Raw genomic sequence first — 23,609 nt, 5'->3', positions numbered from 1 at the left:
CATCCCGTTTCCGAAGCCTCGTCCCAGAAAATGCCTGAACTGCCCGAAGTCGAGACCGTGCGCCGGGGCCTCGCGCCCGCGATGGTCGGAGCGCGGATCTCCCGCGTCACCTTACGCCGGCCGAACCTGCGCTTCCCCTTCCCCGAGCGCTTCGCCGAGCGGCTGGAGGGGCGCCGGGTGCTCGATCTCACCCGCCGCGCCAAGTACCTGACGGCGGCGCTCGATTCCGGCGAGAGCCTGATCCTGCATCTCGGCATGAGCGGGCGCTTCGACGTGGCCATGCCCGACGGCTCGAACCTGTCGCCGGGCGATTTCTACCTCGACGGGGCGCTCGGCGTGCCCAAGCACGACCACGTGGTCATGGCCTTCGAGACCGGCGCGACCGTCACCTACAACGATGCCCGCCGCTTCGGCTTCATGGACTTGGTGCCGACGCAGGATCTCGAACGCTGCCGCCACTTCGCCGCCATGGGGATCGAGCCCCTGAGCGAGGCCCTCGACGGCCCGGCCATCGCCCGCCTCTTCCGCCATAAGATCACGCCGCTGAAGGCCGCGCTCTTGGACCAGCGCCTGATCGCGGGCCTCGGCAACATCTATGTCTGCGAGGCCCTGCACCGGGCCGGCCTGCACCCGGCGATGCCCGCCGGCGCCCTGGCCAAGCCCGACGGCGGCCCGACGCCGAAGGCCAAGAAACTCGCGAAGGAGATCAAGGCGGTGCTGACCGAAGCGGTCGCCGCCGGCGGCTCGACGTTGCGCGACTACGCCCGCCCCGACGGCCAGAGCGGCGGCTTCCAGCACGTCTTCCGGGTCTACGACCGCACCGGCTTCCCCTGCCAGGCCCGGGGCTGCACCGGTCACGTGTCGCGGATCGTGCAGGGGGGACGCTCGACGTTCTTCTGTGAGGTGTGTCAGGTGATGCCGAAGTCGTGATCGCCCCCGGAACGGTTTTCCCGCCCCCGTTGTTCGACCCACGGACAACGAACGGAGGAATCGCCCACCATGCGTATCGCCCGGCTTCTGCCCGTCTTCGGCCTCCTCGCTCTCGGCCTCGCCGCCTGCAAGGACGAGAAGAAGGACGCACCCCCGCCTCCGCCCCCACCACCGGCTACGACCGCACCGACCCAGCCGAGCGCGCCGCCGGCTCCGGCCCCCGCGACCCCGCCCGCCAACAAGCCGGCCGGCCAGTAATATCCAAGACGGAGGAGTGTCGGCCGCCCCGGCAGGCCCTCCTCGCATCGCCGCCGGCCGGGGAATCCGGCACCGGCGGCGCGGCGTGAACGTTCCCCGATCGCTCGCGTTGGTTCCCCGGCTTGCACGTGCCGACGAACCGAACGGGTGCCTCCATGAAGCCGCTGTTCCGCGCAGCCCTCGCGCTGCCCCTCGCACTGCCTCTGGCGACCGCCGCCCACGCCCAGGCGGGTCCCGCCGAGATCAAGCAGCCCGCGCCTCCGCGGACCCTGGGCCCCGCCGACGGCGCCACCACGGTCGTCCAGCCCGGCGGCGTCGACAATGGCGGTCCGGGTTCTCTCGGCACGGCCGCGCCGGGCGTGACGGGCGCCACGAACGTCACCAACAATCCCGGCACCGCCGGCAACGCCGAGAAGCCGGAGCAGCCGATCGGCAATGCCGGCTCGCCCGACACCGCCGGCGGCGGCTGAAGCCTCGCCTTACCGCCCGACCACCTGACGCAGCATCGCCGCCAGTTCCTGCGCCGAGTAAGGCTTGCGCAGGAGGTCGAAGCCGTGCGCGTCGTCCTGGGCCAGCACGTGGCTGTAACCGGAGGTGAGCACCACCGGCAGGTCCGGAAAGCGTTCGCGGAGCAGGCGGGCCAGGGCGATGCCGCCCATGCCCGGCATGACCACGTCGGAGAACACCGCGTCGAACGGCTCCGTCGATCCGGCCAGGGCGGCGAGCGCCGCCTCGGCGTTCTCGGTCCAGACGGGGCGGTGGCCGAGATCCTCCAGGATCTGCGTGCAGAAGCGGCCGACCTCCAGATTGTCCTCCACCACGAGGACGCGCAAGGTGCCGGCCTCGCCGCCGGGCGCGGCGTCGCGGCGGGTGGGGGGATCGTCGGCCGGGGCCGGAACCTCGGGCAGGTAGAGGGTGAAGGTGGCGCCCGCGCCGGGCTGGCTCTTCACATCCACGTCGCCGCCCGATTGCTTGGCGAAGCCGATCACCTGGGACAGGCCGAGACCGGTGCCCTTGCCGACCTCCTTGGTGGTGTAGAACGGCTCGAAGATCCGCATCAGGTCGGCGGTCGCGATCCCGGTGCCGGAATCCGTCACCGAGACGGCGACGAAGGCCCCCGCCGCCCCCGCATGGCCGCGGATCGGCGGCAGGGCGATGGGCGCGTCGAGGCGCAGCGTCAGGACGCCCTCGCCGTCCATGGCGTCGCGGGCATTGACCGCCATGTTGACGAGCGCCGTCTCGAACTGGCTCGCATCGGAGCGCACGTAGCAGGCACCGCCGGGGAGATCGGTGACGACCCGGATGCGGGCGCCGGTCACGGAATCGAGCATTTCCGAGATGCCGCGCAGGCGCTCGCAGACGTCGAAGGTCTCGGGCTTGAGCGCTTGGCGCCGGGCGAAGGCGAGGAGTTGGCCGGTGAGCTTCGCGGCACGGTCCACGGTGTCGGAAACCGCGTCGAGGTAGCGGGCCTTGCGCGCCTCCGGCAGCTCGGGCCGGCGCAGGAACTCCACCGAGGAGCGGATGATCGTGAGCAGGTTGTTGAAGTCGTGGGCCACGCCGCCGGTGAGCTGGCCCACCGCCTCCAGCTTCTGCGACTGGCGCAGGGCTTCCTCGGCGTGGCGCTGCTCGGTGATGTCGCGGCCGAATCCGTAGAGCAGGCCGTCCTCCGGCACGATGGTCCACAGCACCCGCCGCGGCTCCGCGACGGCGGAAAGGCAGCTCAGTTCGAGTTCGAGTTCCCGCCGGATCGGCGGACCGGCAGAGAGCCGGGCGAGGGCGTCGGAGAGGATCGCCCGCTCCTCGGGGATCACGAACTCCTCCAGCATCCGGCCGAGCGATTCGGCGGCCGGCCAGCCCAGGGCCCGGGTCCAGGACGGGTTCACCGCCGCGATCCGGCCGTCGGGCGCCGTCACGGCCTTCAGCACCGGCGAGAGCGCCCAGACGCGGTCGCGGTCGCGCCTCTGCGCTGTCACCTCCGCTTCGAGATCGGCGGCCTTGACGTGGAGCTGCTGCTCCATCCGCCTGCGGGCGGTGACATCCTGGAACAGCACCGCGACCCGCCGCAGGCTCGGCGGCTCGATGCGGAAGGCGGCGACTTCCAAGTAACGGCCGGTGGCGACCAGCTCGCGCTGGACCCGGATCGGCCGACCGGTGCGCAGGACGTCGCCGTAGAGCGCGACCCAGCCCTCCGCCTCCTCCGGGGAGACGAACTCGCGCAGGCGCTGGCCGACGACGTTCTCGATGCCGGCATGCTGCGCGTAGGCGCGGTTGGCCTCGACATGGAGGTAATCGCTCGAGGGCCCGTGCGGCCCATCGAGAAACTCGATGACGCAGTAGCCCTCGTCCATCTGCTCGAACAGGGTCCGGTAATGCTGCTCGCGCTCGGCCAGTTCGGTCTCGTGGTCGCGTTCCGCCGTCACGTCGCGCACGACGCCGACCCATCGCAGGGGCCGGCCCGCCGCATCGCGCTCGGCGACGAGCGTGCGCCGGAGGCGGAGCACCGCCCCGGTATCGGCCCGCCGGATGCGGTAGAGCGTGTCGCCGGGTTCCGCGCTCTCGGAGAAGGCGGCTCCGTCCTCGGGGAAGGCCAGGGCCTCCACCGTCGCGACGGGAAACGCCTCCCGCGGGGGCAGACCATGCAGGCGGCAGAAGGCCAGGTTCGGGCGAAGGACAGCGCTCGCCACGTCCAGCGTGAACAGGCCGTGCCCGGCCGCATCCAGAACGCGGGCGAGGGCTTCGGCCTCCGGGGCTGGGGCAGCCGCGATGTTCGATTCTTCGGAGCGGCGCAGGCTGTCGGTCTCGGTCACAGCCGCCATCCTACCACGGCAAAACTGGTGTGTGGCTGACATAGATAAGTGCAGCCACGCTTCCCGACAGCGACCGAGGGGCGCATCCCTCGTCCCTGCTCGTCCGAGGCAGGACCGACGGCACGGTCCGCGGCGACCGGCGGCGCTTATGCGGGATCGAGTTCCGGGTAACGGCGGAAGATGCCTGCCTCGCCGAACGGCCGGCGCCTCTCGCTTGCAAGATATGAGGCGATCCGGGGCTGGCCGGCCATCCGCGCCGCGTGGGCGGCGACGCGGGGCACCGCGTCCAGCGCCCGGGCGGTGGCGTGGGGGAAGGCGTAGCGCAGACCCTCGACCAGTTGGAACAGGGAGGTGTCGGCGTAGGAGATCGCGGCGCCGACGAGATGGTCCGGCCCGGCCGGGTTGCGGACGAGCACCCGCTCGAACCAGCCGAGGAATTTCGGCATGCGGTTCTCGCGGAAATCCCGTGCCCGGCGCAGGGCTTCCGGCTTCTGGTCCTCGTAATACAGGCCGACGCCGACGGGATGGTGGGTGTCGTGGGTCTCCGCCACCATGTCGGCGATGGTGAGCTGGATCTGATGCGTCCAGATCCGGTCGGCCTCGCTCTCACCGACGAGGCCGATGCGGGGGCCGAGATAGAGCAGGATCGCCGCGGTCTGGCCGATGACGCGATCACCGTCCCGCAGGAAGGGCGGGGCGAAGGGCGGGCGGAGCGGTTCGTCCTCCAGCCGATCCATCATCGCCTCGATCCCGCCGCCCTCCTCGTGGGGCAGGCGGGCCACGTCCACATATTCGGCGCCGGCCTGTTCGAGGGCGAGGCGGACGAACTCGCCCCGGCCCTGGATCATCGGCCAATAGTGCAGCTCGTAGGCCATGGACGCCTCCTACCAGCCGCGGGCATCCTCCCGGTTCGGGGGACGGCCCTGCGGCGTGAGGGCGTCGACGACGCCGGGCAGGGCCTGCGCGAGCTGGCCGAGCAGGTCGTCGCGCGACAGGCCGGTCTCGCGGCTCAGCGTCTCGACGGTGTCGGGGCCGAGCGCCTCGGCGAGGCGATTGGGCTGGACCGTCTGGTTCGGCCCGTGGCCGATCCAGGAGCCGATCACGTCACCGAGGCCGCCGCGCTCGAAACGCTCGATCAGGCCGCCCAGCCCACCCGCAGCTTCTTGCCCGGCCTGGTCCGCTTCGTCCCGGTCGAGGCGGGCATAGGGGCCGGCGCCGGGGGCGCGCTCGCCCGGATCACTCCGTCCGTCACCCGGCCCGTCGAGCATTCCGGCCAAGTCGCCGAACTCGCCGCCGAGATCGGAACCGCCCTGGGCGGGAGGCCCGCTGCGGCGGCTCTGGTTGAATCCGCCGAGATCGCCGTCGCCGGCACCGGGGTCGGGCATGGGGTGCCGGCTCTCGGGCCCCTCCTGCCCGCCGAGGCGGCCCAGAATGTCGCCGAGCCCCCCGTTCGCGCCCTTGGCGAGCAGCAGCATGAGCAGCGCCTTGACGATGGGCGAGGACAGAGCACCGCCACGCCCTCCGCCCAAAACCTGTCCGACGACCCCGCCGATGACCTGATCGAGCAATCCCATGCGGCTCTCCCTTGTCCAATCGTCGTCCAACACGCGCGGCTGGGCCGCGGTTGCGAGACACAGCCAACAGGCGCGGCTCGCCCCATCCATCCCCTCATCCTGAGGAGCCGCGCGAGCGGCCTCGAAGGACGGCGCTGGGTCGCGCACGATTCCTGGGGGCCTTCGAGGCTGCGCTTCGCTCCGCACTTCAGGATGAGGGGGAGGGTGGGAACGATCGCAGCATCGATCGAGGCCGCCTCAACAGCCGGAGCGTCCATCCGGTCTCACGGCTGGATCAGTTCTCCTGGTTGGAGCGGTAGCGCGCGGAGAGATGGTCGAGGGGGTTGGTGCGGGTCTTGCCGCCGTCCGGCACCACCGAGGTCGAGGGCCGGATCGCGCTGGGAGCCCGCACGTCGCCGGACGGCCGGTCGGGGGCGGGATCCTGGCGGGGCAGGGTGCTGGTTCCCGACGGCAGGGTGCCGGCGGTGGGCTGATCGTTCGGATTGGCCACGGTCTGGGCGAGCGCGGCGCCGGGCAGGATGGCGGCGGCGAGGCACGCGGCCGCGAGGGGGCGTCGAAGGAGGGCGCGCATCGGGGACTCCATCAGGCAGCACCCGCGCAGCCGATGAAGGGCGGCCCGCTGCGGGCAGGGTCTGACACGCCAATCCGGCGCCAGAGGCCGAGGTTCCGACGTCGGCCTGACCGAGTTTCAGGCAAGGTCCGGTCCCGGCCCGTTTCCGGCCGACCGCCCTCGGCGAGGCCGAGATCGTCATCGCGCGCGGCGGCGACGCGATCCGGTACGATCGATTCCGGACGGCGCCCGCCTCAGCCGCGCTTGCGTCCCCCGCCACCCTTGTAGCGGGGCTTCTGACCGCCCAGCCCCTGCGTCGAGCGCGCCTTGGGCCGCTCCTGCCAGGGCACGGCGCCGGCGGGCAATTCGCGATCGGTGCCGGGGCCCATATTGTCCAATGTCGGCTTGGCGATGCGGCTGCCCTTCTGGCCGTAGCGGCCGGCCTCGCGCTCGACATCGCCCTGGCGGGCCATGGGATCGTCGGAGACCATCAGCTCCGTGGCCTGGAGGCGCTTCAGCTCGTCGCGCAGGCGGGCGGCCTCCTCGAAATCGAGGTCGGCGGCCGCCGCGCGCATCCGCTTCTCGAGATCCGCCATGACGGCCTTGAGATTGTGGCCGACGGTGATGGCGTCCTTGGCGAGCCCGGTATCGACGCGGACATGGTCGCGCTCGTAGACGCTCTCGAGGATGTCCGCGATGCCGCGCTTGACCGATTGCGGCGTGATGCCGTGCTCTTCGTTGTAGGCGAGCTGCTTGGTGCGGCGGCGCTCGGTCTCCGCCATCGCCCGCTCCATCGAGCCGGTGATGCTGTCGGCGTAGAGGATGCAGCGGGCATCGGCGTTGCGGGCCGCGCGGCCGATGGTCTGGATCAGCGAGGTCTCGGAACGGAGGAAGCCCTCCTTGTCGGCATCGAGGATGGCGACCAGGGCGCATTCGGGGATGTCGAGGCCCTCGCGCAGCAGGTTGATGCCGATGAGGACATCGAAGGCACCCAAGCGCAGATCGCGAATGATCTCGATGCGCTCCAGGGTGTCGATGTCGGAGTGCATGTAGCGCACCCGCACCGAATTCTCGTGCAGATACTCGGTCAGGTCCTCGGCCATGCGCTTGGTGAGCGTGGTCACCAGCGTCCGGTAGCCGGCCTGGGCGACCGCGCGAACCTCGCCCAAGAGGTCGTCGACCTGGGAGCGGGCCGGGCGGATCTCGATCACCGGATCGACGAGGCCGGTCGGGCGGATGACCTGCTCGGCGAAGACGCCCTGCGTCCGCTCCATCTCCCACTTGCCGGGCGTGGCCGAGACGTGGACCGATTGGGGCCGCATCGCGTCCCATTCCTCGAAGCGCAGCGGGCGGTTGTCGAGGCAGGAGGGCAGGCGGAAGCCGTACTCGGCCAGCGTCGCCTTACGGCGGAAGTCGCCCCGGTACATGCCGCCGATCTGCGGCACGGTGACGTGGCTCTCGTCGGTGAAGACGAGGGCGTTATCCGGCAGGTACTCGAACAGGGTCGGCGGCGGCTCGCCGGGCTTCCGCCCGGTCAGGTAGCGCGAGTAATTCTCGATGCCGTTGCAGGCGCCGGTCGCCTCGATCATCTCGATGTCGAAGGTGCAGCGCTGCTCCAGGCGCTGGGCCTCGATCAACCGGCCCATCTTCGTCAGTTCCTCGACGCGGAGCTTCAGCTCGGTCTTGATGCCCTTGATCGCCTGCTGCAGCGTCGGGCGCGGCGTGACGTAGTGCGAGTTGGCGTAGACCTTCACGAACTTCAGTTCGTTGATCTTCTTGCCGGTCAGGGGATCGAACTCGACGATCGACTCGATCTCGTCGCCGAACAGGCCGATGCGCCAGCCGCGATCCTCCAAGTGGGCCGGCCAGAGTTCGATCACGTCGCCGCGGACGCGGAACGTGCCGCGGGCGAAGTCGGACTGGATGCGCTTGTACTGGAGCGCCACGAGGTCGGCGATGAGTTGGCGCTGCTCGATCCTCTCGCCAAGCGACACCGTGAACGACATCGCCGTGTAGGTCTCGACCGAGCCGATGCCGTAGATGCAGGACACGGAGGCGACGATGATGACGTCGTCCCGCTCCAGCAGGGCGCGGGTGGCCGAGTGGCGCATCCGGTCGATCTGCTCGTTGATCGAGGATTCCTTCTCGATGAAGGTATCCGAGCGCGGGACGTAGGCCTCCGGCTGGTAGTAGTCGTAGTAGGAGACGAAGTACTCGACCGCGTTGTCGGGGAAGAAGCTCTTGAACTCGCCGTAGAGCTGGGCGGCGAGCGTCTTGTTCGGCGCCAGGATCAGGGCCGGGCGCTGGGTCTCCTCGATGACCTTGGCCATCGTGAAGGTCTTTCCGGAGCCCGTGACGCCGAGCAGCACCTGATCGCGCTCGACCGCCTTCACGCCCTCGACGAGCGCCGCGATGGCGGTCGGCTGGTCGCCTGCGGGGGTGAAATCGGATTTCAGCGTGAATTTGTAGCCGCCCTCGGACTTCGCCGGCCGCTCGGGCCGGTGCGGCACCCAGGCCTCGCCATTCTTGAACAGCGGGTTGCCCTCGGTGAGGAGCCGTTCGAGGGCCTCGACGGTGGCGGACACCCCCTCCGTGGCCAGCGAGGGCGTCTCCTCCGGTCCGTTGCCGGGGGTCGGCCCGTCATCGGGCGGGATCAGGCCGAGGGCCTGGGCCAGGCGCGGATCGACATCGGCCGCATCGCCCAGGGCGAAGCCCGCCTGCGGCGCCTCGGCGAAACCGTCCTGCGCGATCCGCTTCGCGGCGGTCGCCTCACCCGTCCCTTCGCTCTTCGCACGCCCCTTGGCATTTGCCTTCGCATGTGCCTTGGCCTCGCCCGTGCGGCCGCGCTCTTTCCGGGGCGGCTCCGGCAAGGCCTCGGGCATCCGGAGGCGTTCGCGGTTGAGCGCCGGGCTGAGCAGGGCGGCGAGATGCTCGTCGAGCGGCTTCAGCTCGGGCTTGTCAGCCCGCGCAGGGGCGGCGCGCGGTTTCTTCGGTGCGGGCATGGGACCAATATGGGCCGGACCGGGGCTCGGCGGAAGAGTTCAAGGGTATGAACGCTGCGGCTCACGTGGACGCGCTTGCCGGGCCGAATGGCACCGAATACCGTCGACCCGCTCTCATCCATGGAGACCGCCATGAAAACGGTCAGCCTCCGCGAGGCCGAGGCCGATCTGTCCCGATTGGTCGAGGAAGCCGCCCGCGGCGAAGCGTTCGTGATCGCGCAGGACGGCCGCCCCCTGGTCCGGGTCGTCCCGGCCGAAGCGGAGGCCCCGCGCGCCCGGCGGATCGGGTTCCTGGCCGGTCAGATCTCCGTGCCCGACGATTTCGACACGATGTTCCAGGATGAAATTATTCGGATGTTCGAGGGCGCGTACAAGGGCAAGGCAGAGCCGTGAGGCTCCTCCTCGACACGCATCTCTTGATCTGGGTCGCCGAAGGCTCCAGCCGCCTGTCTCCGGCAGCCCGTGTTCTGATCGAGGACACCACCAACGTTCTCATCTTCAGCGTGGCGAGTCTGTGGGAGATCGCGATCAAGCGTAGCCTCAAGCGGCCCGATTTCCGGATCGATAGCCGGATGCTGCGCCACGGACTGATCGCGAATGGGTATGAGGAACTCACCGTCCTCGGATCACACGCCGTGGCTGTCGAAACCCTGCCTCTGATCCACAAGGATCCCTTCGACCGGCTCCTCGTTGCCCAGGCCCTGGTAGAGGGGCTCACGCTGCTGACCGCGGATGGGCTTCTCGCACGCTATCCCGGCCCCGTCCGCCGGGTCTGATCGCTCTCACCCCGCACCGGTTCGGGCAAGTCCCGGTCCCAATCCGGCTCGCCCGCGAAGAGCTGCGTCAGGGCGGCGAGGAAGACCCGCGTCTTGGCCGGGCGGCGGCCCGGCGGCATCAGGGCGTGGATCGGCAGGACGGGCAGGGCGCCGAGGTCGAGGGCCACCAGCGTGCCGGCCCGCAGGGCGTCGGCGACGAGGAAGGTCGGCTGGTAGATCAGGCCGAGCCCCTCGATCGCCGCCGCGACCAGGGCCGCGCCGTTCGAGGCCCGCAGCGTCCCGGTGACCGGAACGGGCGTCCCGTCGAACGTCCAGTGTCCCTCCGCCGCCAGGGTGTAGCCGAGGCAATTGTGCCGGCCCAGATCGGCAGGCCTTCGCGGCAGGCCGTGCCGGGCGAGGTAGGTGGGGGCAGCGCAGAGGGCGAGGCGGCAGGGTGCGAGAGGGCGGGCGATCAGACTCGAATCGGCCAGGGGCCCGATCCGTACGGCCAGATCCCAGCCCTCCTCGATCAGATCGACACGGCGATCGTTGAGGCCGAGCTCCACCGTCACGGCCGGATGCGCGGCGCAGAAGGCGGCCAGGGCCGGGGCGATCCGGCGGACGCCGAAGGAGAGCGGCACGTTGAGCCGGAGGGTGCCGCGCGCCTCCAGGGCCTCGGCGCCGATGCCGGCCTCCGCCTCCGCGATCTCCGCCAGGATGCGCTCGCAAGCCTCGAGATAGGTCCGGCCCGCCTCCGTCAGCGTCAGGCGCCGGGTCGTGCGGTGGAGGAGCCGTGCCCCCAGCCGCGCCTCCAGCGCCGCCACGTGCTTGGTCACCCCGGTCTGCGACAGGCCGAGCGCCCGGCCCGCCGCGGAGAAGCTGCCGAGGGCCGCCACCCGAACGAAGACCTGCATCCCGGTCACCCGGTCGAGCATCGGCCCACCTCACTCTGACGATGTGAGATGAATGGCGAAATCTCCTGATTATCGCAAGAAAGCCCCCGGTGCAGGATCGCCTCATTGCCGACCATGCTCACAGGAGACTGCCATGACCGCCCTGACCGCGCCCCTGCCCGCCCAAGCCGGCGTCGAATCCCGCACCGCCCCCTACGCCGCCCTGCTGCTGCGGCTCACCCTCGGCGGCCTGTTCCTGGCCCATGCGGGCCTGAAGCTGTTCGTGTTCACCCCGGCGGGCACCGCCGCCTTCTTCGGCTCCCTCGGCCTGCCGCCCGCCCTCGGCTACGCGGTGATCGCCGCGGAGGCGCTCGGCGGCCTCGCCCTGATCCTCGGATTCTACGCGCGGATCGTGGCGCTCGCCCTGGTGCCGATCCTAGTGGGCGCCATCGTCACCGTGCACGGCGCCAACGGCTTCTTCGCGCAGAATCCGGGCGGCGGCTGGGAATTCGCCGGCCTCTGGGCGGTCATGCTCCTCGTCCAGGCCGGGCTCGGCGGCGGCGCCTACGCCCTGCGGCGGGACTAAGAGACCAGGGGGAGGGGACCATGACCGGATCGATCCATCCGCAGACCCGCATCGGCCATGTCCACCTGAAGGTGGCCGATCTGGAGCGGGCCCTCGGCTTCTATGGCGGCGTGCTGGGCTTTGCCCTGACGCAACGCTACGGCAGCCAGGCGGCCTTCGTCTCCGCCGGGGGCTACCACCACCATATCGGTCTCAACACCTGGGAAAGCGCGGGCGGGACGCCCCCGCCCCCCGGCACCACCGGGCTCTACCATCTCGCGATCCTCTATCCCGATCGGGCCGCCCTCGCCGACGCCCTGCGCCGGGTCGAGGCCGCCGGCATCCCCCTCGACGGGGCGAGCGACCACGGTGTGTCCGAGGCGCTCTACCTGCGCGATCCCGACGGCAACGGGGTCGAACTCTACCGCGACCGCCCGGAGGCCGAGTGGCCGCGGAACCCGGACGGCACCCTCGCCATGGTCACCCGTCGGCTCGACCTCGCGGCCCTGCGGGCGGAGGCGTGAGCGCCATCCGGCGAGGCGCATGCCGCCTCGTCGGGGGAAGGCGCGGGGAGCCAGGCTCCCCGCGAGGCGGGCGTGCCTCTCCGCACTCGGCCCCCGCTTGACGGCTCTGCCTCCGCGTGTACTTTGCGATGCAAAGTGAATTCGGCCACGGGGGTGGGCGCGTGATGCAGGATCTGGACAGGGCCCTTGCCGACATCGTCGCGATCCGGATGCAGATCGCGCGCGACACCGCCTTCCGCGGACTCGGAACGGCGACGCTGGCGGCGACCGGAGGGCTGGCCTTGGCGGTGGCGGCCGGGCAATCGCTGTTCCTCGACGATCCGACCGGGCGGCCCGTCGCCTTCTTCGGGCTGTGGATCGCCGCCGCCATCGCCGCCTGCGGGCTGATCGGCTTCGAGGCGGTGCGGCGCTCCCGCCAGGTCCATTCGGGCTTCGCCGACGCCATGGTGTTCAACGCCATCGAGGGGTTTCTGCCGGCGGGCGGGGCGGGCCTGTGTCTCGGGCTCGTCTTCGCCCGCTTCGTGCCCGAGGGGCTGTGGATGCTGCCGGGCCTGTGGCAGGTGCTGGTCGGGCTCGGGCTGTTCGCCTCGATCCGCATCCTGCCCCGCCCCATGCAGCTCGTCGGCGCCTGGTACCTGCTCGCCGGGCTCGCCGTGCTGGCGCTGGCCAGCGAGACGCATCACCTCTCGCCCTGGTTGATGGGTCTGCCCTTCGCGGTCGGCCAGGGCGGGCTCGCCGTCATCGTCCACTGCCAGCCGGGCCAGAACGAGGGAGGCATCGATGCCTGACGCTCGCGAAGCGCGCTTCTCCTACGAAGGGCTCGACCGGGTCATCCATGAACGGGCCCGGCTCTCGGTGCTGACCTCCCTGGTCGCGCATCCCCGCGGCCTCGCCTTCCCCGATCTCAAGCGCCTGTGCGGGCTCACCGACGGCAATCTGAGCCGCCACCTCGCGGTGCTGCAGGAGGCCGACCTCGTCGATCTGGAGAAGGGCTACGACCACAACCGCCCCCAGACCCTGTGCCGACTGACGCCCTCGGGCCGAACCCGCTTCCTCGAGTACCTCGCGGTGCTGGAGCAGGTGGTGCGCGACGCCCAGACGGCCGGCGGCAAGAAGGCGGGCGACAAGAAGGCTGCGGGCCTCGCCGAACCGGCCTGACCGGCCGCGATTTCGCACCACCTTAACGGTTTTCTGTTCTCATCGACTGATTGTGCCGCGGAGCTTTACAATGCAAAGCAGTTTCGAGCGCAGACCGAAACTTCATGCCGCGATCATCATGGACGGCAACGGCCGCTGGGCGAGCGCCCGCGGCCTCCCGCGCGGGGCAGGGCATCGGGCCGGCGTCAAGACGATCCAGCGCGTGGCGGAGGCCGCCCCCGATCTCGGCATCGGCACGCTGACGCTCTACGCCTTCTCCAGCGACAACTGGCGCCGCCCGGCCGACGAGGTCGGCGGGCTGATGCGCCTGCTCCGGGCCTATCTGCGCAGCGAGACCGAGCGGCTGGCCCGCACCGGCACCCGGCTCACGGTGATCGGCCGGCGCGACCGCCTGCCCGAGGGCATTCCTGCGGCGATCGAGCGGGCCGAGGCCGCGACCGCCTCGGGCACGCGACTGAGCCTGCGCATCGCCGTCGACTATTCCTCCCGCGACGCGATTCTCGCGGCGGCCGCCCGGCTCGGGCCGGAGGGCTTGTCCCGCGAGGCGATGAGCGAAGCCCTGGGCGAGGCCGGCGACGTCGATCTCCTGATCCGCACCGGCGGCGAGCAACGCCTATCCGACTTCCTGCTCTGGGAGGCGGCCTATGCCGAGCTGCATTTCACCGACCGGATGTGGCCGGATTTCGGGGAAGGCGATCTGGCCGCGGCGGTGACCGACTTCACCGCGCGGGATCGACGGTTCGGGGGCTTGAACGCACCGCGGGTGCCGGAAGCGGCCTGACACGACATTACCGGCACTGCCGAGCCGCCTCGGCGCGGCCGAAACGCGGAGGTGACAGCCTCCGCGAACCCTCCCTCACGTCCGGGAGCCCCCGATGAATATTCTGCTCGTGAACGTGCCGCATCCGGCGATCGGCAGCCGGATTCCCGACGATCACCTGCCGCCGCTCGGGCTGCTCGCCATCGGTGGGCCGCTGATCGACGACGGACACGAGGTCTCTCTGATCGACGGCGAGTTCGGCCCCATGCCGATCCCCGACTTGGTCGCACGGATCGTGGCATCCGCGCCCGAGGCGGTGCTGTTCGGCCATTCCGGCTCGACCTCGGGCCACCCGGTCATCGCTGCGGTTTCCGCCAGCGTGGCGGCGGCGATGCCGGACGTCCACATCGTCTACGGGGGCGTTTTCCCGACATACCATGCACGCGAGATCCTGAAGGCCGAGCCGCACGTCACCGTCATCGTGCGCGGGGAGGGTGAAGAAACCGCGCGCCGGCTCATGGCCGCGCTCGCGGCCGGACAGCCCCTCGGCACCATCCCCGGCCTCACCTTCCGCGACGGCGGCGTGATCCGGGAGACGCCGCCGGCCCCACCGATCCGCGACCTCGACGCCTATCGGGTCGGCTGGGAGCTGATCGACCATGCCCGCTACAGCTATTGGGGTGGCCTGCGCGCCGTCGTCGTGCAGTTCTCCCGCGGCTGCCCGCATCCTTGCACCTATTGCGGCCAGCGCGGCTTCTGGACCCGTTGGCGCCATCGCGATCCGGTCCGCTTCGCGAAGGAACTTGCCCGGCTCCACCGCGAGCACGGTGTCCGGGTGATCAACTTCGCCGACGAGAATCCGACGGTCTCGAAGAAGGTCTGGCGCAGCTTTCTCGATGCGCTGATCGCGGAGGAGGTCGACCTGATCCTCGTCGGCTCAACCCGCGCCGACGACATCGTGCGCGACGCCGACATCCTGCCGCTCTACAAGCGCGCCGGCTGGGTGCGCTTCCTTCTAGGACTCGAGAGCACCGACGCGGCGACCCTCGACCTGATCCGGAAGGGCGCCACCACCACGACCGACCGCGAGGCAATCCGTCTGTTGCGAGAGAACGGGATTCTCTCGATGGCGACCTGGGTGGTCGGCTTCGAGGAAGAACGCGACCGCGATTACTGGCGGGGTCTGCGGCAACTCCTGGCCTACGATCCGGACCAGATCCAGATGCTCTACGTCACGCCCCACCGCTGGACACCCTACTTTCGCACTGTGGAAGAGCGCCGGGTGATCCAGACCGACCGGCGGCTTTGGGACTACAAGCATCAAGTGCTCGCGACCCGCCACATGCCGCCCTGGCGGGTGCTGCTCTGGTTCAAGCTGATCGAGGTCATTCTCCAGGCCCGACCGAAGGCGCTCAGGCGCATCTATCTCAATCGCGACCCGCGTCTGTCGCACGCCATGCGCTGGTACACCCGCATGGGCCGCCGGGTCTGGCCGCACGAGATCCGCTCGTGGTTCCGCGACCCGCTGGTGCGCAACGGGCCCAGCGTCGCGCAGTTCTGGGGCGCAGGGCAGGCGGACGAGAACGCGCTGGCAACCCGGCGGCGGGAGGCCGCCTGACGCCGATTCAGCCGTAAGCCGCCATCGCCCGCACCCCGCCGGGCTCGGCCACGGTCACGCCGGCATCGACGTATTCGTTGAGCTTGTTGCGCAGGGTCCGGATCGAGATGCCGAGGATGCGCGCGGCATGCGTCCGGTTGCCCAGGCAATGGTCGAGGGTGTCGAGGATCAGGTCGCGCTCGACATCGGCCACGGTGCGGCCGACGAGGCCGCGGGTGGCGGCTTCGGCGAGGCTGGCCGCCCGCTCGACCGGGCCGGTCGGGGCGGGCTGGCCGAGCGACTCGCCCTCCGGGCTCAGGATCGCGTCGGGGCCGATCTCGGGCCCCTGGGCCAGCAGCACGGCGCGGTGGATCGTGTTCTCCAGTTCGCGCACGTTGCCGCGCCAGGGATTGCGGGCGACGAGGCCCTGCGCCGCCCGGTCGAGGGCGCGCACCGGCACGCCGTTGATCTCGGCATATTTGCGCGCGAAGTGGGCGGCCAGTTCCAGGATGTCGGCGGGGCGCTCGCGCAGAGGCGGCAGGCGCAGGTGCACGACGTTCAGCCGGTAGAACAGATCCTCGCGGAACGTGCCCTTCTTGACCTCCTCGGCGAGGTTGCGGTTCGAGGTCGCGAGCACCCGGATGTCGACCTTGACGGGGGCGGCGCCGCCGACCCGGTCGATCACCCGCTCCTGCAGGGCGCGCAGCAGCTTGGATTGCAGCCGCACGTCCATCTCGGAAATCTCGTCGAGGAGCAGCGTGCCGCCGTTGGCCTCCTCGAACCGGCCGATGCGCCGGGCCACTGCGCCGGTGAAGGCGCCCTTCTCGTGGCCGAACAGCTCGGATTCGAGCAGCGCCTCGGGGATCGCCGCGCAATTGACCGAGACGAAGGGGCGGCTGCCGCGGTTCGACTTGGCGTGGACGTGGCGGGCCAGCACCTCCTTGCCGGTGCCGCTCTCGCCGGTGATCAGCACCGAGGCCTCCGAGCGGGCGACCTGCTCGGCGAGCTTGACGACGCGCTCCATCGACGGGTCGCGCCAGACGAAGCTGCGGGCATCCGCCGCCACCGCCTCCAGCACCGCCGCGATCAGATCGGGATCCGGGGGCAGGGGGATGTATTCCTTGGCCCCGGCCTGGATCGCCGCCACCGCGGCACGGGCATCCGAGGCGATGCCGCAGGCGATCACCGGCGTGCGGATGCGCTCCTCGCCCAGGGCCCGGACCAGGCGGGCGATGTCGAGCCCGACATCGACCATGACGAGGTCTCCGCCCTTGGCGCGCAGGACCGCGAGCCCCTGCTCGACGCCCTCCGCATGGGTCACCGAGGCGCCCCGGTGCATGGCGATCTTCGAGGCGGTGACGAGCTCGCTCGAGAGCCGTCCGACGATGAGGAGCCGCATGGTGGGTTCTCCGAGTTCTGTTCGCGACGTCCGTTCGGACCGCCCCTTCCCACCCACTCCCCTCGTCCTGAGGTGCCGCGTCAGCGGCCTCGAAGGAGGCCTCCGCTTCGCTCCGGCACCTCAGGATGAGGGGGTTGGATAGGAGAAGCGTCGATCGAAGCGACTAGTGATCGTTCTTGATGATCTCGGTCATGGTGACGCCGAGGCGCTCCTCGACCAGGACGACCTCGCCGCGGGCGACGAGGCGGTTGTTGACGAAGATGTCGATGGCCTCGCCGACCTTGCGGTCGAGCTCCAGAACGGTGCCGGGGCCGAGGCGCAGCAGATCGCCGATCGGCATGCGGGAGGAGCCGAGCACCGCCGAGACCACCACCGGCACGTCGAAGACCTGCTCCAGATCGGCGGCGCTCTTGGGCGAAGTGGGCACGTCGCGCACCGAGCCGGGGCCGCCCTCGTCGTAGGTGAGGTCGGTCTCGTTGAGCTGGGGCAGGCTGAAATCGTCGCTGGACATGGGAGTGGCGGCCTCAGATCTCAGAAGCGGTGCAGGGGGCCAGGGCCTCGGCCAGGGCGGCCTCGATGCGCGCGCGCTCGCGCACCACGCCGCCATCGGCCCATTCGAGGCGGGCATCGCCCGGCGGCATGTCGGGCTCGCCCAGCACGACGAGGCGGCCCTCGAAGCCGTGCTCGCGGGCGAGCCGCCGCATCAGCGTCTCGGCGTCCTCGACGAGGCTCTCGTTCAGGCGCAGCACGAGGTGGGGCACGCCGCGCAGGTGGCGGAGCGCCGCGCGGGCGGCCTCCTCGACGCCGGCGAGGGGCCGGGCATCCAGGGCCTCGCCCGCGATCCGCTTGGCGAGGGCGGTGGCGAAGGCCAGCGCCTGCGCCTCGCGCTCGGCGTCGCGGGCATCGGATTGATGGATCAGGCCGGCGGCCGCCAGCCCCACCCGGGTGAGGGCATCGGCGAGGCGCGCCTGCCCCTGGGCGGCGGCCTCGGCGCGGCCCTCCTGCAGGCCGCGGGCATGCGCGGCGGCGGCGGTGGCCTCGCGCTCCGCGGCGACCTGCGCGGCGGCCTCGGCCTCGGCCGGGGAGGGACCGCGCTGGCGCCCGAAATCGGTGTCGAACAGGAAGGGGCGGGAGGCGCGCATCAATAGACCAGCTCCTCTTCGCCGCCGTTCTTGGCGATCATGATCTCACCCTTCTCGGCCAGCTCCTTGGCGAGCTCGGTCATCCGGGCCTGGGCCTCGTCGACCTCCTTGAGGCGAATCGGGCCCATCGAGCCCATCTCGTCGTTGAGGTTCTTGGCGGCGCGGCTCGACATCTGGCCCATGAAGAAGCCCCGCACCCGCTCCTCGGCACCCTTCAGCGCCCGGCACAGGGTGTCGTTGTCGACCTTGCGCATCAGGGTCTGGACCGAGCCCGGATCGAGCTTGAGCAGATCCTCGAAGGTGAACATCAGCTGGCGGATCTTCTTGGCCGAGCCGCGGTTCGCCTGGTCGATCGCGGCGAGGAAGCGCGTCTCGGTCTGGCGGTCGAAGGCGTTGAACACGTCCGCCATCAGCTCGTGCGCGTCGCGGCGGGTGGTCTGGGCGATGGTGGAGACGAACTCGACCCGCAGGGTCTCCTCGATATGGCGCAGGGCCTCCTTCTGCACCGTCTCCATGCGCAGCATCCGGTTGAGGACGTCGATGGCGAACTCCTCCGGCAGGATGGTCAGCACCTTCGCCGCGTAGTCGGCGCGCACCTTCGAGAGCACCACCGCGACGGTCTGCGGGTACTCGTTGCGCAGGAAGTTCGCGAGGATCTCGGGATCGATCTGAACGAGGCTGCCCCAGACGCGGCGTCCGCTCGCGCCCTTGATCTCCGCCATGATCGAGGAGACCTGCTCGGGCGGGAAGATCTTGAGCAGCAGCGCCTCGGTGCGCTCGAAATTCGAGGTCATGCCCCCGCCCGAGGAGAGGCGCGAGACGAAATCGACGATCAGCTTCTCGACGGTGCCGGCCTCGAGCGAGCCGAGCTGCACCATCGCATGCGAGACGATCTTGACCTCCTCCTCCTCGAGTCGCTGCCAGATCGGCGCGCCCTCCTCCTCGCCGAGCAGCAGCAGCAGGGCCGCCGCCCGCTGCGGCCCCGACATCTGCGCGAAGGCCGCGGAGGAATCGATGCTCTCCATGGCGGCGGTGAAGTTCACGCCCGCGGACACGGCTCACCTCGCTGTTCGTGATGGCTGCTCATCCCGCCCCGCTCAATGATCATGGATCCAGTTGCGCAGCACCTCGACCGTCTCGGTCGGGCTCGCCCGCACCATGTCGACGACGCGCTCGACCGTCTCGGCCTGGACCTGGCCGTTGATCTTGGCCAGCTCCAGGAAGCGGTTGGCGTCGCTGGCCCGGCCCGCTTCCGCGACCTCTCCCCCGACCTCGGCCCCGGCGAGGGCGAGGGCCCCGGCGGGGCCGGCGAGGGCGACCATCGGCACTTCGGACGCCAGCACGCGCTTGAGGAGCGGGCGCACCACCGCCATCAGGACGATCAGGGTGAGGAGGCTCAGAACCGCGAGCTCGACCATCCGCATCACCTCCTCCTTGCTCGGGGACAGGAGGGACTGGAGCAGGCCCGGCTCGGCGAGGTCGGCGGCGACGGGCATCTCGGCGAAGCGCAGATTGACCACCTCGACCTGATCGCCGCGGGCCTTGTCGAAGCCCACCGCCGTGCGCACCAGGGCGGCGATGCGCTCGATCTCGGCGGCGGGACGCGGCTGGTAGGCCGGCTTGCCGTCGGCGCCCGGGGCGTAGACGCCGTCGACCACCACGGCCACCGAGAGGCGCTTCAGGCGCCCGCCCTCCAGGGTCTCGACCCGGGTGACGCGGGAGATCTCGTAATTCGTGGTCTCCTCGTTCTTCTGGCTCGTGTCCTTCTGCGCGGGCTGCCCCTGGTTCTGGTTGGCGCCGGGCAGCTCGTTGCCGACGGTGACCTGCCCCTCGCCGCCCCCGGTCAGCGAATTCTCGGAGCGGGTCTGGGTCGAGCGCACCACCCGGCTCTCGGGATCGAAGCTCTCCGAGCGGCTCTCGACCCGGTTGAGGTCCATCTCGGCGGCGACCTGTACCCGGGCCCGGCCCTGGCCGACGATGCCCGCGACGATCTCCTCGATCTGCGAGCGCAGGCGCCGCTCGATGCCGCTCTGGCGCTCCTCGACGAGGCCGGCGCCCTCGGCCTCGGCGCCGCGGGCGCCGTCGGCGAGGAGCCGCCCGCGCTCGTCGACGATCGAGACCCGCTCGGGCTTCAGGCCCTCGACGGCGGAGGCCGCGAGATGGCGGATGGCGCGCACCTGGCTCGGGTCGAGATCGCCCATCAGCTTGACCACGATCGCCGCCGAGGGCGCCTCGCGGTCCCGCTCGAACAGGCGACGCTCCGGCATGACGAGATGGACGCGGGCGGCCTGGACCCGGCCGATGGCGCGGATCGAGCGGGCGAGCTCGCCCTCCATCGCCCGCAGGTGGTTCACGTTCTGGACGAAGCTCGTCGAGGAGAAGGCGTCGCCCTTGTCGAAGATCTCGTAGCCGACGCCGCCCTGACTCGGCAGGCCCTTGCCGGCGAAATCCATGCGCAGCTTGGCGAGGTCGGCCCTGGGCGCCATCACGGTCTGTCCCGTGTCGCCCCGGGTCTCGTAGGCGATGCCGCGCGCGTCCAGCTCGCGGATGACCGCGGACGAATCCTGCATCGACAGGTCGGAGAACAGCACGCCCATATCCGGGCGCGACACCCGCAGGATCACGAAGGCGAAGAAGCCGACGAGCGTCAGCGTCACGGCCGCCATCGCGGCGATGCGCGCGGGCCCCAGCTTCGTCACCAGTTCGAGGATCGGCTTCACGGTTGGTCGCGGCCCACGGCAGGAGGCGCGGGCGCGACCGGCGCCCACCCGGCAAGAATTGCCCAGGTGGTGGTTAGCGGGGAGTTAATGCGGCCCGACGCGGCCGCCCGAAAACGGCGAAAGCCGCCATGCGTCTCCGCAGGCGGCTCTTGAAGGCTCGGTGCGCGGCCGGCTGCGGGACAAACCCTGCACCGGCGCGTCCGTTTGAAGGAAATCAGTGCCGGTAATGCTGGATGCGCGTGGTGCGCAGGCCGGCGAGACCGTGCTGGTCGATGGAGTACTGCCAGCTGAGGAATTCCTCGGTGGTCAGGGTATAGCGCTGGCAGGCCTCCTCCAGACTGAGCAGACCGCCGCGCACCGCGGCGACGACTTCGGCCTTCCGGCGGATGACCCAGCGGCGGGTGGAAACGGGAGGAAGATCGGCGATCGTCAGGGGGCTGCCGTCGGGCCCAATCACATATTTCACACGGGGCCGGGGGGTCTCAGTCATGATACGCTCTACACTCGACTGACCTGTCGAGAGCCAAGCTACTTGTCTCCGCTTAAAAGTTCTTGAAGTCGGTCCTTCGAATGCGATTCGTCGTTCAAGGGGGGATGTGGAAAAGCCTTGCTGCATTGCATCAAGATCCTGATGCGACAAGGGATTTCACCGCCGACGCCGGAACTCGCGCGGAGCCGATCGTCAGCACCGGTTCAGATCCGCTCAGATCGACCCCATCGACTTGACCGCTCACCTTGGTGTCGACGTCGACCTTCGCGCCGGTGGTATCGATGGCGTCCACGGTGATCGTGTACTGGCCGTCCTTCACGGTGAGGCCGGAGGTCGAGGCCCCGTTCCAGTCGAAGGTCTGGGAGCCGGCCTTGAGCGTCGTCGTCTTGGCGGCGACCACGCTGCCATCCGCGCTCTTGATCGTGATGATCGCCCGGGCCGCCGCGCGGGCCGGATTGAGGGTCCAGCTCGCCTGACCGTCGGTGAGGTCGGTGGTAGCGCCGTCGGCCACCACCGTGCGGCCGATCAGGCTCGAGGCGGAGGCCGTCGCGGAGGCCTTCGAGTTCGCCAGGATCGTGCCCAACTGGTCGTTGGTCTTGAGCTGCTGCTCCACGCCCGCGAACTGCACCAGTTGCTGGGTGAACTGGTTGGTGTCCATCGGATCGAGGGGATTCTGGTTCTTGAGCTGGGTGGTCAGCAGGGTCAGGAACTGCGTGAAATTGCCCGCGATCGCCTTGGTATCGGCCGTGGTGGTGGCCGTGGCGTTCGTGATGCTCGTGCTGGTACTGCTGGCGATGCCGGCGGCCATGGCGTGATTCCTAGATGCGGATGTCGAGGCCGCCCGCCGCGCGCAGGCGGCGGAAGGCGGATGGGTTGATGGCGCTGATGTCCGCCTCGCGGCCGGTCACGGCCCCTGGCCGGCCGCGCGCGCCGGAATCGTTGCCGCGGTCGGCGTCGCGACCGGCATTCTGTCCGTCCTGACCGCCGGTCTCGCTGCGCAGCGACAGGGCGATCCCCTCGTTCGCCTCGAAGCCCGCCTGCGCCAGCGCCTGCTGCAGGACGCCCGCGTCGCGCTGGAGCAGGGCCAGAGTCTCGGGTCGGTCGACCGTGAGATGGGCCCGCGCCCGCCCGCCGGCCCGGTCGAGATCGAGCGACACCTCGATCGCCCCGAGTTCGACCGGGTCGAGGCGGATCGCGAAGCGGCTGGCGCCCGCGAGCGAGCGCAGGCCGATCGTCATCGGCACGGCGCCGAGGGGGATCGGGGCGGGCTGCGCGGGCGCGCTCGCCGTCCCGGTCGCGGTCTCCGCCGAAGATGACCCCGCAGGGCCGCCGGGGGTGGCGGCAGCGGGGGGAGCGGGGGAGGGGGCGCTCGCCGGGGCAAGGTCCGCCTCGCTGCCGCTTCCGGCGGCCGCGAGGATCGCCTCGAACCCCTTCGCATCGGTGCCGGCGCCTCCGGTCACGTCACCCTTGGCGCCCTCGCCCTGGGCGGTCTCGGCCTTCGCCGTCCGACCCGTCGCGACCTCCTCCTTGGCCGCCTCACCCTTGACGATCTCGCCTTGAACCGCGGTTCCGGCCGTGGCCGCACCGGCTGCCGCCGCACTGGGGGCGCCAAGCGGAGCGGCAAGGGCTGCGCCCGGCTGGGACGATGCCAGGGCGGGATCCGTCGCCGTCCCGGCCCCGCCATATCCCGCCGCCTCCGGGGCGGCCTGGATCGAGGCCGCCACGGGGGAGGGGACCAGCAGGAGCACGGGCCCGGCAGCCCCCTCCGGCGGACGGTCACCGATCCCGGCCGCCTCGCTCTCCTTCGCGCGGTCCTCCGTCGCGTCGCCGTCCTGTCCCTCGCTCTCGACCGATCCGGGCTGGGCCGTCCCGGTCCCCGCCGTCGCGCCGAGGCCCGGCTCGTCGGCGACGGTTCCGTCTCCCGTCCCCTTCGCCACGGGATTCGCCGCGCTCGCCGGATCGGTCGCCCCGGTGCCCTTCGTCGCCCCGGTCCGGTCGTCGCTCCGCCGTGTCGTATCGGAGGCCGGGTTCGCCGCGGGCTCCTCGGCCCGTTTCTTCGGGGCATCGGCAGATCCGGGCGAATGCGCGTTCCCCGCGGATCCGGAGGCTTTCGTGCCTTCCTTCGCGTTCTCCCTGACGGTCCTCGCGAGGCTCCCCTCCGCGTCGGGCGTGCGGGCATCGCGCCGCGCCGTCAGAGCGCGCGCCTCCGCGGTCCGCATCTCGGCGCGCCGAGCGTCATCTGCTTGGTCGGCCATCTGCCGTCCCTGTGCCCGCCGCTCCGCACGATCGGTGTCGGCCGCCTCCTGCAGGAGGCTGAAGCGCTCGTGGGATTCGGCCGCGCGGGCTTGGGCGGTCGGCCGCGCCAGCGGCCTGACCGACATCTCCATCTTGTCCGTGCGCGCGACCGTCATGCCTCGACCTCTCTTCGGAGAGCCCGGCGCAAGCCCCGCGCCAGTCAGGCCGGCGCTTAACCCATTCACGGATC

The 23,609-nt window shown here is 70.8% G+C and carries 25 protein-coding genes; 11 read left to right on the top strand and 14 right to left on the bottom strand.

Going from position 1 to position 23,609, the window contains the following annotated elements; genetic code table 11:
• The first annotated feature begins 30 nt into the window (after positions 1 to 30).
• The 3 genes from mutM (at position 31) to MFF26_RS22705 (ending at position 1,658) form a co-directional block, all read left to right on the top strand.
• Positions 31 to 930 (top strand): bifunctional DNA-formamidopyrimidine glycosylase/DNA-(apurinic or apyrimidinic site) lyase, encoded by a 900-nt coding sequence (gene mutM, locus MFF26_RS22715; protein ID WP_137831820.1) that lies wholly within the window; start codon positions 31 to 33, stop codon positions 928 to 930.
• A gap of 69 nt (positions 931 to 999) precedes the next feature.
• A complete protein-coding gene (locus MFF26_RS22710) occupies positions 1,000 to 1,188 on the top strand; it encodes a hypothetical protein (RefSeq protein ID WP_238308601.1) in 189 nt (62 codons plus the stop codon).
• A gap of 155 nt (positions 1,189 to 1,343) precedes the next feature.
• Complete coding sequence (locus tag MFF26_RS22705) at positions 1,344 to 1,658, top strand: hypothetical protein (protein WP_137831401.1); 315 nt, start codon at positions 1,344 to 1,346, stop codon at positions 1,656 to 1,658.
• 9 nt (positions 1,659 to 1,667) lie between these two features.
• Here MFF26_RS22705 and MFF26_RS22700 read toward each other — a convergent pair whose 3' ends face one another.
• The 5 genes from MFF26_RS22700 to uvrB form a co-directional block, all read right to left on the bottom strand.
• Entirely contained in the window at positions 1,668 to 3,977 is a 2,310-nt protein-coding gene (locus MFF26_RS22700) for a PAS domain-containing protein (protein WP_238308605.1), read from the bottom strand.
• Positions 3,978 to 4,141: 164 nt separating this feature from the next.
• Positions 4,142 to 4,870 carry a glutathione S-transferase gene (locus MFF26_RS22695; protein ID WP_137831399.1) on the bottom strand — a complete coding sequence of 243 codons (729 nt, stop codon included), beginning with the start codon at positions 4,868 to 4,870 and terminating at the stop codon, positions 4,142 to 4,144.
• A 9-nt stretch (positions 4,871 to 4,879) separates the two neighbouring features.
• The gene (locus tag MFF26_RS22690) at positions 4,880 to 5,569 is read right to left on the bottom strand and encodes a YidB family protein (protein ID WP_137831398.1); all 690 of its coding nucleotides are present in this window, start codon (positions 5,567 to 5,569) and stop codon (positions 4,880 to 4,882) included.
• Positions 5,570 to 5,843: 274 nt separating this feature from the next.
• A complete protein-coding gene (locus MFF26_RS22685) occupies positions 5,844 to 6,140 on the bottom strand; it encodes a hypothetical protein (protein ID WP_238308600.1) in 297 nt (98 codons plus the stop codon).
• A 233-nt stretch (positions 6,141 to 6,373) separates the two neighbouring features.
• A complete protein-coding gene (gene uvrB / locus MFF26_RS22680) occupies positions 6,374 to 9,121 on the bottom strand; it encodes an excinuclease ABC subunit UvrB (RefSeq protein WP_137831396.1) in 2,748 nt (915 codons plus the stop codon).
• 132 nt (positions 9,122 to 9,253) lie between these two features.
• Between uvrB and MFF26_RS22675 the strand changes: the two genes are divergently transcribed.
• Positions 9,254 to 9,514, top strand: coding sequence for a type II toxin-antitoxin system Phd/YefM family antitoxin (locus MFF26_RS22675; RefSeq protein WP_137831395.1), 261 nt, complete (start codon positions 9,254 to 9,256; stop codon positions 9,512 to 9,514).
• Positions 9,511 to 9,897 carry a type II toxin-antitoxin system VapC family toxin gene (locus MFF26_RS22670; RefSeq protein ID WP_137831394.1) on the top strand — a complete coding sequence of 129 codons (387 nt, stop codon included), beginning with the start codon at positions 9,511 to 9,513 and terminating at the stop codon, positions 9,895 to 9,897. The genes MFF26_RS22675 and MFF26_RS22670 overlap by 4 nt, the downstream gene beginning before the upstream one ends.
• On the opposite strand, the gene MFF26_RS22665 is transcribed toward MFF26_RS22670, so the two are convergent.
• Entirely contained in the window at positions 9,870 to 10,811 is a 942-nt protein-coding gene (locus MFF26_RS22665; RefSeq protein WP_137831393.1) for a LysR family transcriptional regulator, read from the bottom strand. The genes MFF26_RS22670 and MFF26_RS22665 overlap by 28 nt on opposite strands.
• 112 nt (positions 10,812 to 10,923) lie before the next feature.
• Here MFF26_RS22665 and MFF26_RS22660 point away from each other — a divergent pair, with 112 nt between their 5' ends.
• The 6 genes from MFF26_RS22660 to bchE all read left to right on the top strand — a co-directional run bounded on the left by MFF26_RS22660 (position 10,924) and on the right by bchE (position 15,394).
• Entirely contained in the window at positions 10,924 to 11,355 is a 432-nt protein-coding gene (locus tag MFF26_RS22660; RefSeq protein WP_137831392.1) for a DoxX family protein, read from the top strand.
• Positions 11,356 to 11,375: 20 nt separating this feature from the next.
• Positions 11,376 to 11,858, top strand: a complete 483-nt coding sequence (locus tag MFF26_RS22655; protein WP_137831391.1) for a VOC family protein — start codon at positions 11,376 to 11,378, stop codon at positions 11,856 to 11,858.
• A gap of 164 nt (positions 11,859 to 12,022) precedes the next feature.
• A complete protein-coding gene (locus tag MFF26_RS22650) occupies positions 12,023 to 12,646 on the top strand; it encodes a hypothetical protein (RefSeq protein ID WP_137831390.1) in 624 nt (207 codons plus the stop codon).
• The gene (locus tag MFF26_RS22645) at positions 12,639 to 13,016 is read left to right on the top strand and encodes a transcriptional regulator (protein WP_137831389.1); all 378 of its coding nucleotides are present in this window, start codon (positions 12,639 to 12,641) and stop codon (positions 13,014 to 13,016) included. Before MFF26_RS22650 ends, MFF26_RS22645 begins: the two co-directional genes overlap by 8 nt.
• Before the next feature lie 70 nt (positions 13,017 to 13,086).
• Positions 13,087 to 13,797, top strand: a complete 711-nt coding sequence (locus MFF26_RS22640) for a di-trans,poly-cis-decaprenylcistransferase (protein WP_137831388.1) — start codon at positions 13,087 to 13,089, stop codon at positions 13,795 to 13,797.
• A gap of 94 nt (positions 13,798 to 13,891) precedes the next feature.
• On the top strand, positions 13,892 to 15,394 hold the full coding sequence (gene bchE / locus MFF26_RS22635) for a magnesium-protoporphyrin IX monomethyl ester anaerobic oxidative cyclase (protein WP_137831387.1): 1,503 nt from the start codon (positions 13,892 to 13,894) through the stop codon (positions 15,392 to 15,394).
• Positions 15,395 to 15,401: 7 nt separating this feature from the next.
• Here bchE and flbD read toward each other — a convergent pair whose 3' ends face one another.
• The 8 genes from flbD to MFF26_RS22595 all read right to left on the bottom strand — a co-directional run bounded on the left by flbD (position 15,402) and on the right by MFF26_RS22595 (position 23,535).
• Entirely contained in the window at positions 15,402 to 16,772 is a 1,371-nt protein-coding gene (gene flbD / locus MFF26_RS22630) for a sigma-54-dependent transcriptional regulator FlbD (protein WP_137831386.1), read from the bottom strand.
• Positions 16,773 to 16,935: 163 nt separating this feature from the next.
• Positions 16,936 to 17,283: a flagellar motor switch protein FliN gene (fliN, locus tag MFF26_RS22625; protein WP_137831385.1), complete on the bottom strand. Its 348-nt coding sequence runs from the start codon at positions 17,281 to 17,283 to the stop codon at positions 16,936 to 16,938.
• A 13-nt stretch (positions 17,284 to 17,296) separates the two neighbouring features.
• Positions 17,297 to 17,914: a FliH/SctL family protein gene (locus MFF26_RS22620; RefSeq protein ID WP_137831384.1), complete on the bottom strand. Its 618-nt coding sequence runs from the start codon at positions 17,912 to 17,914 to the stop codon at positions 17,297 to 17,299.
• A complete protein-coding gene (gene fliG / locus MFF26_RS22615; RefSeq protein WP_137831383.1) occupies positions 17,914 to 18,969 on the bottom strand; it encodes a flagellar motor switch protein FliG in 1,056 nt (351 codons plus the stop codon). The genes MFF26_RS22620 and fliG overlap by 1 nt, the downstream gene beginning before the upstream one ends.
• Before the next feature lie 42 nt (positions 18,970 to 19,011).
• Positions 19,012 to 20,634, bottom strand: a complete 1,623-nt coding sequence (gene fliF / locus MFF26_RS22610) for a flagellar basal-body MS-ring/collar protein FliF (protein ID WP_137831382.1) — start codon at positions 20,632 to 20,634, stop codon at positions 19,012 to 19,014.
• Positions 20,635 to 20,848: 214 nt separating this feature from the next.
• Positions 20,849 to 21,124, bottom strand: a complete 276-nt coding sequence (gene sciP / locus MFF26_RS22605; RefSeq protein WP_056238806.1) for a CtrA inhibitor SciP — start codon at positions 21,122 to 21,124, stop codon at positions 20,849 to 20,851.
• Between the two features lie 130 nt (positions 21,125 to 21,254).
• Positions 21,255 to 21,932 carry a flagellar hook assembly protein FlgD gene (locus MFF26_RS22600; RefSeq protein WP_137831381.1) on the bottom strand — a complete coding sequence of 226 codons (678 nt, stop codon included), beginning with the start codon at positions 21,930 to 21,932 and terminating at the stop codon, positions 21,255 to 21,257.
• Positions 21,933 to 21,942: 10 nt separating this feature from the next.
• Positions 21,943 to 23,535, bottom strand: coding sequence for a flagellar hook-length control protein FliK (locus tag MFF26_RS22595; RefSeq protein ID WP_238308599.1), 1,593 nt, complete (start codon positions 23,533 to 23,535; stop codon positions 21,943 to 21,945).
• Between the last annotated feature and the right edge of the window lie 74 nt (positions 23,536 to 23,609).

The organism is Methylorubrum suomiense, assembly GCF_022179765.1.
Classification (GTDB): Bacteria; Pseudomonadota; Alphaproteobacteria; order Rhizobiales; family Beijerinckiaceae; genus Methylobacterium; species Methylobacterium suomiense.
This window is presented reverse-complemented; position numbering and strand designations above follow the sequence as displayed.

What these genes read in the sequence shown, in the direction of transcription:
- mutM (WP_137831820.1), top strand. Translation starts at nt 31, where the DNA reads ATGCCTGAACTGCCCGAAGTCGAGACCGTGCGCCGGGGCCTCGCGCCC.
- MFF26_RS22710 (WP_238308601.1), top strand. Translation starts at nt 1,000, where the DNA reads ATGCGTATCGCCCGGCTTCTGCCCGTCTTCGGCCTCCTCGCTCTCGGC.
- MFF26_RS22705 (WP_137831401.1), top strand. Translation starts at nt 1,344, where the DNA reads ATGAAGCCGCTGTTCCGCGCAGCCCTCGCGCTGCCCCTCGCACTGCCT.
- MFF26_RS22695 (WP_137831399.1), bottom strand. Translation starts at nt 4,870, where the DNA reads ATGGCCTACGAGCTGCACTATTGGCCGATGATCCAGGGCCGGGGCGAG.
- MFF26_RS22690 (WP_137831398.1), bottom strand. Translation starts at nt 5,569, where the DNA reads ATGGGATTGCTCGATCAGGTCATCGGCGGGGTCGTCGGACAGGTTTTG.
- MFF26_RS22685 (WP_238308600.1), bottom strand. Translation starts at nt 6,140, where the DNA reads ATGCGCGCCCTCCTTCGACGCCCCCTCGCGGCCGCGTGCCTCGCCGCC.
- uvrB (WP_137831396.1), bottom strand. Translation starts at nt 9,121, where the DNA reads ATGCCCGCACCGAAGAAACCGCGCGCCGCCCCTGCGCGGGCTGACAAG.
- MFF26_RS22675 (WP_137831395.1), top strand. Translation starts at nt 9,254, where the DNA reads ATGAAAACGGTCAGCCTCCGCGAGGCCGAGGCCGATCTGTCCCGATTG.
- MFF26_RS22665 (WP_137831393.1), bottom strand. Translation starts at nt 10,811, where the DNA reads ATGCTCGACCGGGTGACCGGGATGCAGGTCTTCGTTCGGGTGGCGGCC.
- MFF26_RS22660 (WP_137831392.1), top strand. Translation starts at nt 10,924, where the DNA reads ATGACCGCCCTGACCGCGCCCCTGCCCGCCCAAGCCGGCGTCGAATCC.
- MFF26_RS22655 (WP_137831391.1), top strand. Translation starts at nt 11,376, where the DNA reads ATGACCGGATCGATCCATCCGCAGACCCGCATCGGCCATGTCCACCTG.
- MFF26_RS22650 (WP_137831390.1), top strand. Translation starts at nt 12,023, where the DNA reads ATGCAGGATCTGGACAGGGCCCTTGCCGACATCGTCGCGATCCGGATG.
- MFF26_RS22645 (WP_137831389.1), top strand. Translation starts at nt 12,639, where the DNA reads ATGCCTGACGCTCGCGAAGCGCGCTTCTCCTACGAAGGGCTCGACCGG.
- MFF26_RS22640 (WP_137831388.1), top strand. Translation starts at nt 13,087, where the DNA reads ATGCAAAGCAGTTTCGAGCGCAGACCGAAACTTCATGCCGCGATCATC.
- bchE (WP_137831387.1), top strand. Translation starts at nt 13,892, where the DNA reads ATGAATATTCTGCTCGTGAACGTGCCGCATCCGGCGATCGGCAGCCGG.
- flbD (WP_137831386.1), bottom strand. Translation starts at nt 16,772, where the DNA reads ATGCGGCTCCTCATCGTCGGACGGCTCTCGAGCGAGCTCGTCACCGCC.
- fliN (WP_137831385.1), bottom strand. Translation starts at nt 17,283, where the DNA reads ATGTCCAGCGACGATTTCAGCCTGCCCCAGCTCAACGAGACCGACCTC.
- MFF26_RS22620 (WP_137831384.1), bottom strand. Translation starts at nt 17,914, where the DNA reads ATGCGCGCCTCCCGCCCCTTCCTGTTCGACACCGATTTCGGGCGCCAG.
- sciP (WP_056238806.1), bottom strand. Translation starts at nt 21,124, where the DNA reads ATGACTGAGACCCCCCGGCCCCGTGTGAAATATGTGATTGGGCCCGAC.
- MFF26_RS22600 (WP_137831381.1), bottom strand. Translation starts at nt 21,932, where the DNA reads ATGGCCGCCGGCATCGCCAGCAGTACCAGCACGAGCATCACGAACGCC.
- MFF26_RS22595 (WP_238308599.1), bottom strand. Translation starts at nt 23,535, where the DNA reads ATGACGGTCGCGCGCACGGACAAGATGGAGATGTCGGTCAGGCCGCTG.